Here is a 14,022-nt window from a genome sequence, read left to right on the forward strand (position 1 = left end):
ATGAGGGCGTGAACATCGAGCCGGTCGACCACGCGCCCCGGCAGGCGTTCCCCTGGGCGGTCCTGCGGCAGCGCTGGGAGGACCTCACCTTCCTGCACTGGGCCGTCGCCCCGGAGATCGTCGCGCCGTTGCTGCCGGCCGGCACCCGCCCGGACACGATGGACGGCGTGAGCTTCGTCGGCCTGATCGGCTTCCGGATGGTCGGGCTGGGCTTCGGCCGCGGTCCGGGTGTGCCGTATTTCGGCACCTTCGCCGAGACCAACGTCCGGCTCTACTCGGTCGACGACACCGGCCGGCGAGCCGTGGTGTTCCGCTCGCTGGACGCGTCCCGCCTGCTGCCGGTGCTGGTGGCGCGGGCGACTCTGCGGCTGCCGTACCTCTGGTCGTCGATGCGGTTGGACCACGACGGCGACCGCCGCAGCTACCGGTGCCGGCGACGTTGGCCCGGGCCGGCGGGTACGACGAGCGCGATGGTGGTGCGGGTGGGGGAGCGGATCGCCGACCCGACCCCGCTCGAGCACTTCGTCACCGCGCGCTGGGGCCTGCACACGCGGGCTCACGGGGGCACCCTGCACCTGCCGAACTGGCATCCGCGCTGGCCGCTGCACCGGGCCGAGCTGCTGCACCTGGACGACGAGTTGGTCGCCGCCGCCGGGCTGCCGGCACCGGTCGGGCCGCCGGTCAGCGTGCTCTACTCGCCCGGCGTCCGGGTCAGGTTCGGCCCGCCGGTGGCACTGCGGCGGCCCGGCTGAGCGGTGCCGGGCCGCCGCAGCCTCAGTAGCGGCCGCCCTCGGGTGCGGGCAACGCGTCCAGGTCGGCCAGGTCCTCGGCGCTGAGCCGCACGTCGCCGGCGGCGCAGTTGTCCACCAGGTACCTCGGGGTCTTGGTGCCCGGGATCGGGATGACCTGGGCGCCCTGGGCGACCACCCAGGCGAGGGCGACCTGCGCGGGGCTGACCCCGGCCCGGTCGGCGATCTCCCGGACCCGGGCGACGATGGCGAGGTTGGCGCGCAGCGCGTCCTGTTGGAAACGGGGCAGGCCGCGGCGGAAGTCGTCGGCGGGCAGATCGTCGAACGAGGTGAACCGGCCGGCCAGGAAACCGCGACCGAGCGGGGAGAACGGCAGGAAGGCGATGCCCTGCTCGACGCAGTACGGCAGTACCTCGGCCAGCGGGTCGCGCGTCCACAGCGACAACTCGGACTGCACCGACGCCACCGGGTGCACCGCCTGGGCCCGCACGATCTGGGCCACCGTCACCTCGGACAGTCCGATCTGCCGTGCCTTGCCCGCCGCGACGGTCTCCGCCATCGCACCCCAGGACTCCTCGATGGGCACCTCCGGGTCGACGCGGTGCAACTGGTAGAGGTCGACGTGGTCGGTGCCGAGCCGGCGCAGGCTGTCGTCGATCGCCGCGCGGATGTGCTCCGGGCGGCCGTTGTTGCCGATCTTCGCGAGGTTGCCGGGGCCACCGGTGGGAGAGGTGACCACCAGACCGGCCTTCGTCGCGAGGACGGCCCGCTCGCGGTGACCGCCGGCCAGCGCCCGCCCGACCAGCTCCTCGTTGGTGTACGGCCCGTACACGTCGGAGGTGTCGATGAGCGTGGCACCCAGGTCGAGTGCCTGGTGGATGACCGCGACCGAGGTGTCGTCGTCGCGCGGGCCGGTGACGTCGTAGGCGTGGGTCATGCCCATGCAGCCGAGGCCGATGACGCCGACCTCGGGACCTGCGCTGCCCAGCGTGGTGGTTCGCATGCGCCCCACGCTACGACCCGGCGCGGGCAGCCCGCACACGGTGTGGCGGACCAGTAGGGTCGGTCCATTGACCGTTGCCTCTGACCTGCGATTGGAGCTGCCACGTGGGGAGCAAGCTGGTGGTGGGGACGTTCCTGTCCCTGGACGGCGTGATGCAGGGCCCCGGTGGACCCGGCGAGGACGACTCGTTCGGGTTCCCGCACGGCGGGTGGCTGCCGCCGCATGTGGACGAGGGTTTCGGCGAGATCATGGGCGGGGTGTTCGACCGCGCGGACGGGTTGCTGCTGGGCCGCAGGTCCTATGACACCCTCTCCGGACACTGGCCCAACGTCCCCGACGAGGACGGTGGAGCAAAGATCAACAGCATGCCGAAGTACGTGGCGACGCGCAGCCCGATGACCGCCGACTGGCGCAACACCGAGGTCCTGGTGGGTGAGGCCGCCGAGACCGTCGCCGCGCTCAAGCAGCGCACCGACGGTGAGTTGCTGGTGCAGGGCAGCAGCGACCTGCTGCGTACGCTCCAGGCCGTCGGGCTGGTCGACGAGTACCGCCTGCTGATCTTCCCGGTCGTCCTGGGCCAGGGAAAGCGGCTCTTCGCCGAGGGGACCGCCCCGGCGGGGCTGCGACTGACCGGGTCGCGCACCACCAAGGCCGGCGTCGTCTACGCCGCGTACGAGGTGGCGGGCGAGCCGTCGTACGGCAGCGTTCTGTAGCGAGGCGCGGGTAGGGCGGACGGTTTGCCAGAACACCGTAAGCAGACGGTAAGGCGGCCGGCGCAGGGTGAACCCCATCGGCCACCGCGGGCGGCCGTTCACCCACCGCAGCTTCCGAAGGGACACTCCCGTGTCGATGTCGAAAGGTCGCCTCCTTCCCGTACTCACCGCCCTGCTCCTGCTGGCGTCGGCCACCCCGGCGAACGCCGCGAGCACCGGCCGCGACAACCCGGTCACCTGGTCGGCGGCCTGGTCGGTCGCCCACCACCAGCCCGTAGCGGGCAACGACTGGTTCGGCGCGAACTGGTCCGTGCCCGGCTTCGCCGACGAGTCGGTTCGGCAGGTGGTCCGGGTCAGCGCGGCCGGATCCCTGATCCGGATCCGCGTGTCCAACCGGTACGGCAGCCAACCGCTGCGGCTGACCGGCGCCACCGTGGGCCGGCCGGACGCCGGGGCGGCGGTGCGGCCCGGCACCCTGCTCCCGGTCGCCTTCGACCGGCGGCGCTCGACCACCGTGGCCGTCGGTGCCGAGGCCACCTCCGACCCGGTGCTCCTGCCGGTACGGGCGTTGGAGACGCTGACCGTGACGCTGTACTTCGCCGGCGCCACCGGCCCGGCGACCTACCACCAGGACGGGCTCACCAGCACGTACCGCGCGGCGGGCGATCACCGCTTCGACCACCGTGGCGCCGCGTTCTCCGGCGAGACCAGCCAGTCGTGGTACCACCTGGCGGGGGTCGACGTCGCCGGGTCGCCGCGTACCCGGGGGACGGTGGTGACGTTCGGTGACTCGCTGACCGACGGCTACGGTTCCACCCCGGGTGCCGACAACCGCTACCCGGACCAGTTGGCCGAGCACCTGGTCGCCGCCGCCCGCCCGCTGGCCGTGGCCAACGCCGGCATCGGCGGTAACAAGCTGCTCGCCGACTCGACGTGCTTCGGCGAGCGGGGCGTCGACCGGTTCCGCCGCGACGCCCTCGGACAGCCGGGTGTGCGCTCGGTGGTCGTCCTGATCGGCATCAACGACATCGGTGGCGGCGGCTATCCCGACTTCGGCTGTGGCGCCTCGCCCGTGGTGACCGCCGCGCAGCTCATCGACGGTCACCGGGCGCTGATCCGGACCGCACACGCCCAGCGGATCACCATCATCGGCGTCACGATGCCGCCCATCAGGAACGCGACCGGCTACGACACCCCGGCCAACGAGGCGGTCCGCGACGAGGTGAACCGGTGGATCCGCACCGGCGGCGCGTACGACGCCGTCGTCGACCTCGACCGGGTCCTCGCCGATCCGGCCGACCGGGACGCCCTACGGCCCGCGTACGACCACGGCGATCACCTGCACCTCAACGACGCCGGGGCGACCGTCGCCGCTGCCGCCGTCGCCGCCCGGATTCGCTGAGCACCAGCTCTCGGCCATTCGGCGGGCCTCGGTCGGCGCGAGGTCGAAAATAGTCAGGTGGACGTGTCGAGAGCGTCGGCTTCGGCTTCGACCACGGGGTGAGGGCCGGACACACCCGGTCCCACCCGAAGGCCGACACGGCACGGACCTAGGAGTGGATCGATGACGAAGGTGACGACCGGGGCGACGATGTCGCTGGACGGCTACATCGCGACCGCGTCCCACGGTGGCTTCGAGTACCTCTTTCAGTGGTACGACAACGGCGACGTCGAGACGCCGACGGCCAACCCCGCGATGACGTTCCGGACGTCCGCGGCGAGCGCCCGGCACCTGCGGGAGCTCACCGAGCGGACCGGCGTGCTGGTCGTCGGCCGGCGGCTGTTCGACATGACCAAGGGGTGGGGTGGCCGGCACCCGATGGACGTGCCCGTCGTGGTCGTCACGCACAGCGTGCCGGCGGGGTGGGAGCCGGAGAGCGAGTCCTTCGTGTTCGTCACCGACGGCATCGCCAGCGCCATCGAGCGGGCGAAGGCGCTGGCCGGTGACAAGGAGGTGGGCGTCAACGGTGGCACCATCGCGGCCCAGGTCGTCGAGGCCGGCCTGCTCGACGAGGTGCACGTCGATCTCGTGCCGGTGGTGCTCGGCAGCGGCATCCCCCTGTTCGCCGACCTGAAGATCGCGCCCCTGCAACTCGACGGCCCCCTGCGCGTCGTCGAGGGCAACGGCGTCACCCACCTGGCCTACGGGGTACGCCCGACGGCCTGAGCGCCGCGGGGACCGGCCCGCTCGGGTCGGTCCCCGCTCGACCGGACGTCGGGTCCGCTGCTCTGCGCGCCACCGCGGCTCTGGCGTGCTCGGGACCCGGGGCGGTATGCTCCGCCGCGATGATCACTTCCTCTCGTTTCAGATGGGGGGTCCGATCCGCGAACGGTGAGTGCTGATGCACTCCCGGGCCGCGGATGCGGATTCTCGACTGTCCTTCTGGCGGCGCGTGCGTGAGTTCGCCGTGCCGCCGTCCATGATCGAGCGAGCGGGTGCTCGCCGCCTGGTCGGTGACTGGGGCGGGGCGTGTGCCGCCGCGCGTGTCGATGCCGACATCAGCCTGCGGGCGGTCGCCCACCGCCACGGTCGCGAGCTGGCGGCACGGCTTCGGGCCGACCTCCGTCACCTGGCCCCTGACCTGCTGCGCTGGCACCTCCCGAGGGTCGCCCCCGATGGTCTGCTGCGTCCGGGTCTGACCATCTCGCTGATCCGGTACGACCCGGAGCAGCCCACCGGTGGCACGGTGCACCTGGTGGCCCGTACTCCACCGGCCTGGGCGGATGCCGGGCAGCGGATCAGCCTCGGCTTGTGGGACGGGTCGGGCCGACATCCCCACCCCGACCAGCGGTTCCGTCTCGACCTGCACCGCCACCTGTTCGACGCGCGCCGGACCACGGAGTTGCGCAGCCGATCGGGCGCGGGCCGGGCCTCGCTCCCACCCGAGGGCGTCCCCGACGAACTGGTGACGACGCGCGACGCGCACCGGTACGCGACCGACCGGTGGCCAGCCGAGGCGGCGCTTCTGCTCGCGGCCGAGGGACGGACCAGCGGTGCCGTCGCGGTGCGGCTCGGCACCGGACGCCGGCTGGTCCTGCACGTCGACCCACGAGCTGGTGTCGTGGCGGGCGCGGATGGCGATCGGTCCGCCGTGGCAAAGGTCGGCCCGCGGGCGGGCGGGACCGGTCCGCCGGTGCTGCCCGACGCGGCGACCTGGGTGCTGCCCGACCTGGCGCTGCTGCGCGCCGGGCTGATCGAGCCGGCCGAACTGCATCCCCTGGTCGCGGCGACGCTGGTGCCCGAACGTCTGGTGTCCACCGGCCCGGTGGCGTCGGATCGGGCCTCAGCACCGCGCCTGGTGCCGTGCCGAGGCGCCCTGCATCGCATCGGCCTGGTGGACGGGGTGCTCGCCGCGCTGGACCACGACCCGGCCGAGATCCGCCGGGAGGAGCTGCTGGCCGCGCTCACCGGGACCCCGCTGCCCTGCCTGCGGGCCATCGACGAGGCGCACCGACAACCGGAGTGCCTTCCCGACGTGCGGGCGCGGCTCGACCACGGCGACACCGCCGGCGCGCTGGCCACCGTCGAGGCCCTGCTCGGCCCCGAGGCGCTGCTGCGCGACGGCGCCCTGCGCGACGAACTGGAGTCCGCCGCGCAGCGGCGGCTCAACCACGGCCTGTTCCGGGCCGGCCTGATCGAGGCCGGGCGCGGCCCCACCGCCGACAAACCCCGCCGCTCGGGCGCGCGCCAGCGGCGCACGCGCCAGGCGACATTCGGCTGACCCAGCACCCCCTCTTCCCGTACGACTCCCACCGCACCCGACACCAACCCCAAGGTGATGACCATGCTTGCGTCCAGTCCCCAACTCGATGTCGCCGACGACCTGATCGCTCTGCTCGGCGCGACCACCACCGAACCCCGTACCGACATCCAGCTGTCGGCCCTGACGCTGACCGTGGCGGCCGATCTGCCCGTCCTGCTCTGGGGAGCGCCCGGCATCGGCAAGACGGCGGCCCTGACCCACCTGGCCGCGACCCTGGACCTGCCCCTGACGACAGTCGTCGCCAGCGTCCACGAGCCGTCCGACTTCTCGGGTCTGCCGATCGTCGGCGACGACCCGGCGAACCAGGGCGTCCCGATGGCCCCGCCGGACTGGGCGGTGCGCCTGGTCCGGGCGGGTCGGGGCCTGCTGTTCCTCGACGAGTTGTCCACCGCGCCGCCCGCCGTCCAGGCCGCCCTGCTGCGCCTCGTCCTGGAACGCCGTGTCGGCGCCCTGCGGCTGCCACCCGGCGTACGGATCGTCGCCGCCGCCAACCCACGGTCGTCGGCCGCCGAGGGATGGGAGCTGAGTCCGCCGTTGGCCAACCGCTTCGTCCACCTTCAGTGGACCCACGACCACGAGATCGTCGTACGCGGACTCGGTGGCACCTGGCCGCGTGCGGCGCTGCCCCGGCTCGACCCGGACCTGCTGCCGGAGGCCGTCACCTTCGCCCGCCGGGCGGTGTGCGGTCTGCTGTCCGTCCGTCCGGATCTCGTGCACCGGCTGCCCACCACCGACGCCGCCCGTGGCGGGCCGTGGCCGTCCCCGCGGAGCTGGGAGATGGCGCTGCGCCTGACCGCCTTCGCGACGGCGGCGGGCGTCTCCCGGGAGGTGCTGTCGCTCCTGGTCCGGGGCACGGTCGGCGACGGTCCCGGGCTGGAACTGCTGGCCAGCATGGATCGGATGGACCTGCCCGACCCGGAGGACCTGCTGGCTGACCCGGCCGCCGCGGTGCTGCCCGAACGGGGCGATCTGCGGCAGGCCGTGTTGGACGCCGTGGTGGCCGCGGTCCGCAACCGCCCGGAGCGGTCCCGGTGGGACGCGGCGTGGGTGCTGTTGGCGCGGGCCGTGGACACGGGCGCGCCGGACCTGGTGGTGGTCCCCGCGACCACGCTGGCCAGCCTGCGCCGCGAGGACTGGGACGTGCCCCCCACGATCGAGCGCCTCGCCGGGGCGGTGTCGCTGTCCCGACGAGCCGATCAGGTGGCGACCCGGATCGCGGCCGCCGCCGGGGCGCGACGATGAACGCGGGCGTCCCGACGACGCTCGACGTCGACAAGCTGTATGCCGCCCGCCTGTACGCCGCCCGGGTGCGTCCCTACCTGGCGACCGCGCTGTTCGCCCTGTGCCCGGTGGCGTCGCGGCAGGTGCCGACGATGGCGGTGGACCGGCACTGGCGCTGCTACGTCTCGCCGACGTTCGTGGACCGCACCCCGTTGGAGCAGCTCGCCGGGGTGTGGGTGCACGAGGTGTCGCATCTGCTGCGCGACCACCACGGCCGCGGTGACCGGGTCGCCCGGGACCGGGGGCTGAACGGCCCGGGGGAGCGGCTGCGCATGAACATCGCCGCGGACTGCGAGATCAACGACGACGTCTTTGGTGACGGGCTGACGATGCCCGAGGGCGCCGTCGAGCCGGCGTCGCTGGGTCTCCGGCCGGGGGAGCTGATGGAGGACTACCTGCGCCAGTTCGGGCTGGGTCCCCGTACGCAGGGTCTGGTCTGGTTGGACTGTGGCAGTGGCGCGGACGGGCTGGAGCGGGAGTGGGACCTGGGACCGGACGGCGCGCAGGGCCTCAGCGAGCAGGAGCGCGACGCGGTCCGGTTCCGGGTGGCGGAGGGCATCACCGGCCACCCGGGATCCGTGCCCCAGGGGTGGCGACGGTGGGCGGAGCAGGCGTTCCACCCACCGCAGCCGTGGCGTGACCTGTTGGGGGCGGCGGTCCGCTCGGCGGCGGTGGCGGCCGGGACCGGTACGGATCACAGCTATGGCCGGCCGTCCCGGCGGTCCCAGGGCGTGCCGGGCGTGATTCTGCCCAGCCTGCGCCGTCGACCTCCGACGGTCTGCGTCATCGTCGACACGTCCGGGTCGGTCAGCGACGCGGAGCTGGGTAGCGCGCTGCTCGAGGTGGCGGCGATATCCCGGGCCGTGGGCGGTCGACGCGACCTGGTGAGCGTGTTGCCGTGCGACGCGGCGGCCCGGGCGGTGCACGCCCTGTGTCGGGCGGAGGAGATCCCGCTGATCGGCGGTGGGGGCACGGATCTGCGGGCCGGGTTCACCCGTGCGCAGCGGGTCCGGCCGGACGTCATCGTGGCGCTCACCGACGGGCAGACGCCCTGGCCGCGCGCCCGCCCGGTGGCGCGCACGGTGGTGGGCCTCTTCCCCCGGGGCCGGGAGTCGTGGACCGAGGACGCGGATTGCGTGCCGCTCAGGCCACCGGAGTGGGCACGGGTGGTGACCATCGGGCCGCACTGAGTCGACGAGCCGCCGCCACCCCGGCCGGCGAGAAAATCAGCGGCCGACCTTGAACTACATAGCGGATGATCGATATTGTCTGCCGCAGGCGCCGCCCCGCCCCAGGCCATCACCGTCGATCGACCGAAGCGGGTTCACCATGCGCGCACTGAGACTTGTCACGACTCTGGCCGTCGCCGGCCTGCTCGCCGGTGCGGTGGCGACAGTCGCCACACCGGCCAGCGCGGCGACCGCCGTGTTCTCCGTGACCAACAACTGGGGCAACGGCTACCAGGGGCAGGTCGCCGTCACCAACAACACCTCCGCCCAGATCACCAGTTGGCGCGTCGAGTTCGACCTGCCAGCCGGATCGAGCGTCACCCAGTCGTGGAACGCTCAGCAGACGACCTCCGGCAGCCACTACACCTTCACCAACGTGTCCTGGAACGGCACGCTCGCCGCCGGGGCCTCGACGTCGTTCGGCTTTCTCGTCAACGGCTCCGGCACTCCGCTCAACTGCACGGTGAACGGTGCGTCCTGCACCGGCGGCACCCCGCCGACGACCGCGCCACCGACCACGTTGCCCCCGACGACCACCCCGCCCACGACTGCGCCACCGACCACCCCGCCGCCGAGCACCGGCACCCCGGTCGAGCGGCACGGGCAGCTCCGGGTCTGCGGCACGACGATGTGCGACAGGTCCGGCGCGCGGGTGCAGTTGCGCGGCATCAGCAGCATGTGGCTCAACTGGGAGACCGCCCCGTACGCCGAGAACCTCTCCGCGCTGAGGTGGATGCGGGACAACTGGAACCTCCAGGTGATCCGCGCGGCCATGGGCGTGGAGCCGGCCGGCGCGTACCTGAGTGACCCGACCAGGGCGCGGGCGCAGGTGGAGACCATCATCAACAACGCGGTCACCGCCGGGGTGTACGTGATCGTCGACTGGCACGCGCACGAGGCGCAGAACAACCAGTCCCAGGCGGTGGCGTTCTTCGGCGACCTGGCCCGCCGCTACGGCCACCTGCCCAACGTCATCTGGGAGCCGTACAACGAGCCGTTGCAGGTGAGCTGGACCAGCGTCATCAAGCCGTACCACCAGGCGGTGGTCTCCGCGATCCGCGCCGCCGACCCGGACAACATCGTCGTGCTCGGCACGCCGACCTGGTCGCAGGACGTGGACGTGGCGGCGGCCAGCCCGGTGAGCGGCACCAACCTGATGTACACCCTGCACTTCTACTCGTGCACGCACGGCGCGTCGCTGCGGGCCAAGGGTGACGCGGCGATCCGGGCCGGCCTCGCGCTCTTCGTCACCGAGTGGGGCGCCAGCAACGCCGACGGCGGCCTCGACGGCCGCTCCTGCCTGCCCGAGGCGCAGTCCTGGATCGACTGGATGAGGGCGAACGGCATCTCCTGGACGGCGTGGAAGCTCGACGTCGGCACCGACACGACGAACCTGCTCAGCCCCGGCGCGCCGGTTACCGGCGGGTGGAGCAACTACCTGCACGGCCACGCGCCGTTCGTGGTGGCGAACATGAGGTAATCCAGCCGGCACGCTTGATCAACTCCGAATCGCCGATGTCGGGGTGTCCGCTGCGGCACGACACCCCGACATTGCCAATCCCGTGTCGAGCACGCATGGACGACGCGACCCCGGGCGGCCCGTCACGGGCGGTCGTGCAGGAACCACGCGTCGCTGCCGGCCACGGCCAGAGCCAACTGCCACTGCTGGTACTGCAGGCTGCCGCCGACGGCCAGGAGCTGTCCGGCCAGGTCCCACGCCTGTCGGCCCGGCCTCGGTGGACGGTCGACGACGAACTGCAGCATCGTCCCCCACGCTGCCACGAGCCCGGCACCCCACCGCTGCTCCCACTCGCGCATCGCCGCCGCCCAGGCCAGACGGTGCTCGTCGCTCCCCGCCCCGTGGTAGCCGACCCAGGCCGGCGCCAGCCGCTGCGACGCGGTGGGTAGCAGCACCAGCTGCACCCGATCCCAGGTGTGCCAGCTCCCCACTCCCGCGAGATTCTCGTGGTAACGAGCGGCACGCGCGGCGAGGGACGGGTCGGCCAGCAGGGCGTCGTAGGTCCACCGGTCCAGCGCCGCCGCGGTGATCGCGTCCCCGAGCTGATCGAGAGCCGTGGCCACGAACTCGTCACCCGGTGCTGCCCGCACGCTGTACTCGACGCGCCACCTGTCCAACGGCTCGTCGTCGACGTACCGCCGATAGACCGACCACGGATCAACCGTGCGCGACGCCCGGTCCAGCTCGTCGATCTCGGCGGCGTCGGGCTCGTGGTCCAGGCCGCCGGGCAGGGTGAAAACCGGCCAGCGCCCGGTGACCGGTAGCACCGAGTGGGCAGCCCGCCAGGCCTCCCGCAATCGCGTCGGGTCGACGTCGCCGACGAGGACGGTGCCTCCCAGGCCCTCCTCGACCGGATGGCCCGCCAGCGCCGTGCCCCGTAACGCCGTCGCGATCAGCCGAGGGGTGTTCATCAGCTCGGTCACGGCAGCGACAGTAGCGCCGCGGACCGACAACCTGGTGAGACGCGGCCCCGGTGAGAACGGTCCGCCACCTTAACGCACCGGAAACACGCCCGGTACCAAACCTGGGAACGCTCGTCGGACAGCCACGACCACCGATACGCGAACCGGGGTGACCATGGCCGACAACATCACGAACGCGCCGACGTTCGACGGGCCGACCAGCCGGTCCGGCAACGGCCGGGCACTGCCCACGCCGCGCGCCAACACGGCCGCGACCCTCGACGACGGCGACCCGGCGGATCTCGCCACGCTCGGTGTGGAGGAGGAGTTCCACGTCGTCGACCTGCACACCCGGGAACTGGTGCCCCGGGCGGGGGAGTTGCTCGACCGGCTGCCGGCCGACTCGTTCACCGCGGAGTTGCACCGCAGCGTGGTGGAGACCAACACCGCGGTCTGCCGCACCCTGGACGAGATCCGCGCCGAGCTGACCCGACTGCGCCAACTGGCCGTGCAGGTCGCCGACCGGGCCGGGCTGGGCATCGTGGCGGCCGGCACGGTGCCGTTGCGTGCCGACGGCGACCCGAGCGTCACCCCGACCTCCCGGTACCGGCGGATGCTCGACGAGTACCAGTTGCTCGCGCGGGAGCAGCTGATCTGCGGCGCGCAGGTGCACGTCGGGGTGACCGACCGGGACCTGGCCGTCGCGGTCACCCGGCGGGTCCAGCCGTGGCTGCCGGTGCTGCTCGCCCTGTCGACCAGCTCGCCGTACTGGATGGGTCAGGACAGCGGCTACGCCAGCATGCGGTCGCTGGTCTGGCAGCGCTGGCCCACGGCGGGTGACCCGGGCGAGGTGACCAGCGCGGCGGATCACGAGGCGCTGGTCGCCGAGCTGATCTCCTCCGAGACGATCACCGACCCCGCCATGATCTACTTCGATGTCCGGCCGTCGGCGCACGTCCCCACCGTGGAGCTGCGCATCACCGACGCCAACGCCGACGTGGAGACCATCGTCCTGCTCACCGGCCTGTTCCGGGCGTTGGTCCGGCGCGAGGTCGCCGCCCTGCGCGCCGGGGTCGAGCGCACCGCCGTGCGGCCCCCGGTGCTGCGTGCCGCGGTGTGGCGGGCGGCCCGCTCCGGCCTGGAGGGTGACCTGCTCGACCTGCCCCGCTCGGCCCGGCCGGTGCCGGCCGCCGAGGCGGTCCGCCGGCTGGTGACCGACCTGCGCCCGCAACTGGAGGCGACCGGTGACTGGGAGCAGATCCGGGAGCTGACCCGCTACGCCCTGGAGCGCGGCAGCTCCGCCGCGCGGCAGCGACGGGCGTACGAGCGTCGCGGCCGGCTGGCCGACGTGGTGGACCTGCTCCTGGACGAGACCCGGGGCCGGGTCCGCGAGACGCTGCCGGGTGCGCCCACACCACCGGCGCTGCCCACGTACGCCGACGCCGGTGACGAGGTCTTCGGAGCGGCCGGGCCGGAGCCGGCGTACGCCCCGATCCTGGCGGCCCTGCGCCACCTCGGTGCCGGCGCCCTCCGCCAGCGTGAGCACGACCGGGACGAGGAGCAGCGCGCGCGGGGCGTGACGTTCAGCGTGGCCGGTGAGGCGAGCACCCGGCTCTTCCCGGTCGACCTGGTGCCCCGCGTGGTGCCGGCCGCCGACTGGCGGACCCTGCGTACCGGCCTGGTGCAGCGTGCCCACGCCCTGGACGCGTTCCTCCGGGACGTCTACGGCGACCGGGCCGTGGTGGCCGACGGCGTGGTGCCGGCGTGGGTGGTGGAGTCCTCACCCGGGCTGCGCCCGACCGGCGCGCTGATGGGCCGGCGGCGCACCCGCGCCCAGGTGTCCGGGACCGACCTCGTCCGGGACCCGGACGGCGGCTGGTACGTCCTGGAGGACAACCTGCGGGTGCCCTCCGGGATCGGCTACGCGGTGCAGAACCGCCGGCTGACCCAGGCGGTGCTCCCGGAGCTGCCGGTGCCCGACGACCTGCTGCCCGCCGACGAGACGCCCGCGATGCTGTACCGGGCGCTGATCGCCGGCGCGCCCGCCGCGGCCGACGATCCCGCCGTGGTGGTGCTCAGCAGCGGCCCGGGTGACCCCGCGTGGTTCGAGCACCGGCTGCTCGCCGACGAGATGGCCGTGCCGCTGACCGAGACCAGCGACCTGCTGGTGGAGGAGGGCCGGGTCTGGCTGGTCCGCTCCGGCACCCGCAGCCGGGTCGACGTTATCTACCTGCGGATGGACGAGGAGGCGCTGCTGCACGCGCCCGGCGCCGACGGGGTGCCGCTGGGCTGGCCGTTGCTCGCCGCGGTGCACGCCGGGCGGCTCACGCTCGCCAACGCGCTGGGCAACGGCGTCGGCGACGACAAGGCGCTGTACGCGTACGTGCCCCGACTGATCGAGTACTACCTGGGCGAGAAGCCCCTGCTGGGGGATGTGCCGACGTACCTGTGTGGGCTGCCCGAGCAGCGGGCCGAGGTGCTGGACCGGCTCGACCAGTTGGTGCTCAAGCCGGTCGACGGGTACGGCGGCGACCGCGTGGTGATCGGCCCGCGGGCCGAGGCGGAGGAGCTGGACGCCGTCCGGGAACAGATCCTCGCGGCCCCGCACCGGTGGATCGCCCAGGAGATGGTCTCGCTCACCACCCACCCGGTCTTCGACGGCACGGCTCTCGCTCCCCGCCACGTCGACCTGCGGGCCTTCGTGTTCCTCGGCGAGCAGGCCGAGGTCGCGCCGGTGGCGCTGACCAGGGTCGCGCCCGCCGGCAGCATGATCGTCAACTCGTCGCGAGGCGGTGGGTCGAAGGACACCTGGCTGCTCGGTGGAGACGAGCAGAATTCGGTGTAACGCACGGTTGACCAACC

Annotated in this window: 11 protein-coding genes; 9 read left to right on the forward strand and 2 right to left on the reverse strand. The window is 73.2% G+C overall.

Annotation, left to right across the window (positions count from 1 at the left end; genetic code table 11):
• Positions 1-8: 8 nt before the first annotated feature.
• Positions 9-752: a DUF2071 domain-containing protein gene (locus AB0O48_RS25800; RefSeq protein WP_365068826.1), complete on the forward strand. Its 744-nt coding sequence runs from the start codon at positions 9-11 to the stop codon at positions 750-752.
• Between the two features lie 22 nt (positions 753-774).
• On the opposite strand, the gene AB0O48_RS25805 is transcribed toward AB0O48_RS25800, so the two are convergent.
• Complete coding sequence (locus AB0O48_RS25805) at positions 775-1,752, reverse strand: aldo/keto reductase (protein WP_357253368.1); 978 nt, start codon at positions 1,750-1,752, stop codon at positions 775-777.
• 104 nt (positions 1,753-1,856) lie between these two features.
• Between AB0O48_RS25805 and AB0O48_RS25810 the strand changes: the two genes are divergently transcribed.
• The 7 genes from AB0O48_RS25810 to AB0O48_RS25840 all read left to right on the forward strand — a co-directional run bounded on the left by AB0O48_RS25810 (position 1,857) and on the right by AB0O48_RS25840 (position 10,219).
• A complete protein-coding gene (locus tag AB0O48_RS25810; protein ID WP_357253366.1) occupies positions 1,857-2,465 on the forward strand; it encodes a dihydrofolate reductase family protein in 609 nt (202 codons plus the stop codon).
• A gap of 136 nt (positions 2,466-2,601) precedes the next feature.
• On the forward strand, positions 2,602-3,867 hold the full coding sequence (locus AB0O48_RS25815; RefSeq protein ID WP_365068829.1) for a GDSL-type esterase/lipase family protein: 1,266 nt from the start codon (positions 2,602-2,604) through the stop codon (positions 3,865-3,867).
• 162 nt (positions 3,868-4,029) lie between these two features.
• Positions 4,030-4,632 carry a dihydrofolate reductase family protein gene (locus tag AB0O48_RS25820; RefSeq protein ID WP_357253362.1) on the forward strand — a complete coding sequence of 201 codons (603 nt, stop codon included), beginning with the start codon at positions 4,030-4,032 and terminating at the stop codon, positions 4,630-4,632.
• A 175-nt stretch (positions 4,633-4,807) separates the two neighbouring features.
• Entirely contained in the window at positions 4,808-6,187 is a 1,380-nt protein-coding gene (locus AB0O48_RS25825) for a hypothetical protein (RefSeq protein WP_365068831.1), read from the forward strand.
• Positions 6,188-6,244: 57 nt separating this feature from the next.
• Entirely contained in the window at positions 6,245-7,471 is a 1,227-nt protein-coding gene (locus tag AB0O48_RS25830; protein ID WP_357253358.1) for a MoxR family ATPase, read from the forward strand.
• The gene (locus tag AB0O48_RS25835) at positions 7,468-8,700 is read left to right on the forward strand and encodes a VWA-like domain-containing protein (protein ID WP_357253356.1); all 1,233 of its coding nucleotides are present in this window, start codon (positions 7,468-7,470) and stop codon (positions 8,698-8,700) included. Before AB0O48_RS25830 ends, AB0O48_RS25835 begins: the two co-directional genes overlap by 4 nt.
• 139 nt (positions 8,701-8,839) lie before the next feature.
• Positions 8,840-10,219, forward strand: a complete 1,380-nt coding sequence (locus AB0O48_RS25840) for a cellulase family glycosylhydrolase (protein WP_357253354.1) — start codon at positions 8,840-8,842, stop codon at positions 10,217-10,219.
• Positions 10,220-10,341: 122 nt separating this feature from the next.
• Here the strand turns inward: AB0O48_RS25840 and AB0O48_RS25845 are convergent, their stop codons facing one another.
• Positions 10,342-11,181 carry a DUF4253 domain-containing protein gene (locus AB0O48_RS25845; RefSeq protein ID WP_357253352.1) on the reverse strand — a complete coding sequence of 280 codons (840 nt, stop codon included), beginning with the start codon at positions 11,179-11,181 and terminating at the stop codon, positions 10,342-10,344.
• A gap of 154 nt (positions 11,182-11,335) precedes the next feature.
• On the opposite strand from AB0O48_RS25845, the gene AB0O48_RS25850 reads away from it, so the two are divergent.
• Entirely contained in the window at positions 11,336-14,005 is a 2,670-nt protein-coding gene (locus tag AB0O48_RS25850) for a carboxylate--amine ligase/circularly permuted type 2 ATP-grasp protein (protein ID WP_357253350.1), read from the forward strand.
• Positions 14,006-14,022: the final 17 nt, after the last annotated feature.

The sequence above is a fragment of the Micromonospora sp. NPDC085948 genome, from assembly GCF_040686315.1.
Taxonomy (GTDB): domain Bacteria; phylum Actinomycetota; class Actinomycetes; order Mycobacteriales; family Micromonosporaceae; genus Micromonospora.

Excerpts from the sequence above, each read along its gene's own strand:
- AB0O48_RS25805 (WP_357253368.1), bottom strand. The coding sequence starts at position 1,752 with ATGCGAACCACCACGCTGGGCAGCGCAGGTCCCGAGGTCGGCGTCATC.
- AB0O48_RS25815 (WP_365068829.1), top strand. The coding sequence starts at position 2,602 with ATGTCGAAAGGTCGCCTCCTTCCCGTACTCACCGCCCTGCTCCTGCTG.
- AB0O48_RS25820 (WP_357253362.1), top strand. The coding sequence starts at position 4,030 with ATGACGAAGGTGACGACCGGGGCGACGATGTCGCTGGACGGCTACATC.
- AB0O48_RS25825 (WP_365068831.1), top strand. The coding sequence starts at position 4,808 with ATGCACTCCCGGGCCGCGGATGCGGATTCTCGACTGTCCTTCTGGCGG.
- AB0O48_RS25830 (WP_357253358.1), top strand. The coding sequence starts at position 6,245 with ATGACCATGCTTGCGTCCAGTCCCCAACTCGATGTCGCCGACGACCTG.
- AB0O48_RS25835 (WP_357253356.1), top strand. The coding sequence starts at position 7,468 with ATGAACGCGGGCGTCCCGACGACGCTCGACGTCGACAAGCTGTATGCC.
- AB0O48_RS25840 (WP_357253354.1), top strand. The coding sequence starts at position 8,840 with ATGCGCGCACTGAGACTTGTCACGACTCTGGCCGTCGCCGGCCTGCTC.
- AB0O48_RS25850 (WP_357253350.1), top strand. The coding sequence starts at position 11,336 with ATGGCCGACAACATCACGAACGCGCCGACGTTCGACGGGCCGACCAGC.